Below are 3609 nucleotides of genomic sequence, written 5' to 3' on the forward strand. Positions count from 1 at the left end.
CCTCCGAGGGACTCTTGCAGAGAGCAAATTCGTGCGAATGAACGCACGAAAAAAGAGAAAACTCGAACCCCAAGTTTTCTCTTTGTCGCTCGATTTCGAGCGAGACATTTTTTCAAAATGTCAGTCGGACGGCTTCGCCATTGTCCGACCAAAATCCAAAAATTCTTTCGGCACTTGCCCCCTTTTCCCTCTCTGATATGCGCCATCAAAATACAAACGTAAAATACTTGATTTGCTTTCAATCGTCGATAAAAACAAATTCATATCAATACCATAAACAGCCCCATTTTCTTCGATGAAATCATGGAGGTCAAGTACATTTGGAATCGAGTATGCTCTAATGATTTGAAGTAATGTTTTCAGTACTTCGTTTTTCGTCTCAACATCAATCGTAATATATCGCTCAATATCAAAATTATTGATATGCTTAATGTCTTTTTTATCGTAAACATGCTTGCCTTTTGCTCTCGCATCTTTACTCTCATGGGTCAAATAGAGATAGACGTTCTCTACTGCTTCATAAATAATTTGAACTCTAGCAACTGCCTTACACTCTTCTGTTTCTGAACTCAAAACTGCTTTAAGTTTATTACGAACAGATTCTGCAGTTACTGGATTATTAGCAATATAAATCCCATGATAATGCGCTTTTTTGAAGGAACGATTTTTCGCCTTATCTTTATCATGAAGCGGACTAATTGCAATCGGCACTCCAATTTTTTCCAATCGTTCTTCCCAATCATTTGGAAATCCTTCTCCATCAGGATAGAGAAGAAATGTAAAATTTCTAGATTTTTCTTTTGCCATATGTTATAATCTAACCAATATGAGAACGCAAAAAGCGTCTCAATTTTCCCGAGAAAACCGCTAGCCCTGCAAAATGCTCAGCGGTTTTTTTGGTTCCTTTCTTTATTTTTCAAATTGCTTTTTAGCATATTCTTCAAGCGCAAGAACAAAAATAGCAGATTTTGAAAATCCTCTTGATTTTGATAATTCATCAACTAATTTGTATTGCTCATCTGTCAAACCGATTGATACCCTCTTTTTTGTTTCAACCATTCTTATACCTCAACTTATATTTTAAAAATATTTTACATTTTTTTGAAATATAAGTCAATTTTTTTTACATCATCTCCGTTTTTTTGCACGTTCAAGGTCATTTTTTGCGACCCCTGAGTCGATTTTCGTCTAGAGGCTCGCACACCTCAAACCCCTGTGGCTCTAAGGCTAAAGGCACTTTTTTTCTTGATTTGGCACTCGGCACTATAAGGGGGGTCGTAGTAGCCCCCCCAGATTTTAGATTTTTTCGGAGAAAAAATCCCCCTCAATTTTTCCCACGTACCCAATTTTGACACATAGACTTCAACGTGTTATAATTATATAAACGCTATAGTTCGAGGAAACGAATAGCAAAACGCAAAAAAGGCAGTAGCTGGAACTACTGCCTTTCTTTTTTGTCCTAAAAAGAACTCAGGCTATTTTTTGTCGCTTTTGTCTTTGATGTACTGAATTAGCCAATCAGCAACTACTTCTGCAGCAACGCCAACCGCAAAAGGAATCAAAACAAGTTCGAGGAAAGTCTTCAAAACGCTCACCTCCAATCTAAGTTCGCGTTACTTAGTGGAAGAACTAGCGACTTTGCTATTATATCATGTCCGCTTACTTTATTCCATGGTCTATTTGACAACAAGTAACCAGTGACTGCCGTCCTTTGTCCGTGTCCGTCCGTAATGCTTCAGCCTTACGGCTCGGCACGTCCTAGCGTACTCTGTCACTGCTTATTGTCAAATAGCTTTCACGGCATAAATCGCTCAAAGCTCTGGTCCTTGAAAATCTCTGTCTACTGAGAAAGTTTTGCTTGATTCTAAAGCTATTATTCGGTCATTCAGCAATTCTATTTCTTTTTCACTCAAAACATCTGAAAGTTTATCTAGGACATCCGCTTTTTCTTTGTAAGTCTTAAATTTGTCATCAAAGCCCTTATTTTTAGCTTCTGCTAACTTCAAATCAAACTTTACTTTCCCTAGTTCCGTATCTTTCATCTCCAACTGCCTTCTCAAAAGGATATTTTGAGAAATTAGACCTTGAATTTTTTTATTGACCGAATGGATATAATTTTTTAACTGGCTCACAAAATCAAAATCGAAGGTTATTTTCCCTGTAATCGTCTTTTTAGCCTTTTCTAACATTTCAAAAAAATAGCTTCGTTCTTTTTCACTTGGCAATGGATTAAGAGCATATTCTCTTGATAAATCGTTCAAAAAACTCTTTTGTTGCTCTATTTTTTCGTCTAGTCGCACTAACTCGCCCGATTTGGCCTCTATTTTCGATTCTAAGCCCCTCTTTTCACTTTCTAGACCTTTTACCCTATCTTGTAAGTTAGAGAGCTCAGAGAGCGTTTTTTCGCCCTCTAAAGAGAGCTGAACCGACTCCTCCCTTTTTTCCTGAATAGAATCTTTCAGTCTGCTCAGTGTTTCTCTATTGGCTTTAATTTCGTCTGCTACTTCCAAAAGTTCATCTAAAGCCTGTTCTCTGTGCTTGTGAACTTCCTCCGAGATCGCTTCTTTCTCTTTTTCAAGTTCTCTTACCAGTCGCTTGTATTCACGCATGTCTTTGATGTCATTTGTTCCAACTAGTTTTCGTTCAATCCCTAATGACTTCATCTTCTCAGATAAAATTTTGACTTCTTGCTCTTTGAATACTCGCAACTGATGGCGCCCTTTTTCAAAATTCCCCTCATTCTGGAGGGCTTTTTTAAAACTTGGTTGAATGCTCAAGCCCTTTTTGTATCCCTCTGCAACTGGAATGATGTTGAAATGAGCATGAGGATGTCCTTTTTCGTCCAAGTGAACTGCTGCATTGTAGATATACAAGTGAGGGTGTCTTTCCTGGAACTCCTCTACATACTCGGCTAATTTCTCCCCCACCCATCGCTTTGCTTCAGTACTGTTTTTAATTCTATCCCAGTCATACTTATCACCGATTCCGACAATAAATTCTCTCTGTAAGTCTAAGGTTTTACTCTTTTTGACGTGCTGAAAGTAGTCCTCTATCCGTCTGTCCTTCCGAGTTTGTTTTGAATTATATTCTTCAAGGGCAGAACCGAAAATCTTTTCATAGGCCTCTTTGATGGGTTCTTGTTTGATGTAAATATTCTCGTGGATTTTATCTTGGTCAATATGTTGGTGTTGAGGCTGTTTAAATTCTTCTTCTGTCAAATCTCGATTGTTGTGTTTGATACTCGTCATCTTGGTACTTGTTTTAAAAGAAATGCTCAGTTGTACCATCCAAATTTCCTCCCCCCTTGTCCTCCCAAAAGGGGAGGACGAGCAAGCCGACAAAGTCTATTGCTTGCTCAATTCTAGCTATAATAAAATTAAGCAACGCTTGGTTTTATTATAGCTTTTCTGTTACTCTTTTGTCAAAAGAGTAACGTTTATGCTGTTTTGACAAACCTAGCGGTTCGTCAAAACGCAAACGCTCCTCCGAGGGACTCTTGCAGAGAGCAAATTCGTGCGAATGAACGCACGAAAAAAGAGAAAACTCGAACCCCAAGTTTTCTCTTTGTCGCTCGATTTCGAGCGAGACATTTTTTCAAAATGTCAGTCG

The 3609-nt window shown here is 38.3% G+C and carries 3 protein-coding genes; all 3 read right to left on the reverse strand.

Features of this window, described 5'->3' with window-relative positions; genetic code table 11:
* Positions 1–120 precede the first annotated feature (120 nt).
* Positions 121–807: a replication protein gene (locus QM374_RS10655; RefSeq protein WP_414311729.1), complete on the reverse strand. Its 687-nt coding sequence runs from the start codon at positions 805–807 to the stop codon at positions 121–123.
* Between the two features lie 102 nt (positions 808–909).
* Positions 910–1059 carry a ribbon-helix-helix domain-containing protein gene (locus tag QM374_RS10660; protein ID WP_414311730.1) on the reverse strand — a complete coding sequence of 50 codons (150 nt, stop codon included), beginning with the start codon at positions 1057–1059 and terminating at the stop codon, positions 910–912.
* A 752-nt stretch (positions 1060–1811) separates the two neighbouring features.
* Positions 1812–3287, reverse strand: a complete 1476-nt coding sequence (locus QM374_RS10665) for a plasmid recombination protein (protein WP_414311731.1) — start codon at positions 3285–3287, stop codon at positions 1812–1814.
* Positions 3288–3609: the final 322 nt, after the last annotated feature.

The sequence above is a fragment of the Streptococcus infantis genome (assembly GCF_047465525.1).
Lineage (GTDB): Bacteria > Bacillota > Bacilli > Lactobacillales > Streptococcaceae > Streptococcus > Streptococcus infantis_R.

What these genes read in the sequence shown, in the direction of transcription:
- QM374_RS10655 (WP_414311729.1), bottom strand. Translation starts at nt 807, where the DNA reads ATGGCAAAAGAAAAATCTAGAAATTTTACATTTCTTCTCTATCCTGAT.
- QM374_RS10660 (WP_414311730.1), bottom strand. Translation starts at nt 1,059, where the DNA reads ATGGTTGAAACAAAAAAGAGGGTATCAATCGGTTTGACAGATGAGCAA.
- QM374_RS10665 (WP_414311731.1), bottom strand. Translation starts at nt 3,287, where the DNA reads ATGGTACAACTGAGCATTTCTTTTAAAACAAGTACCAAGATGACGAGT.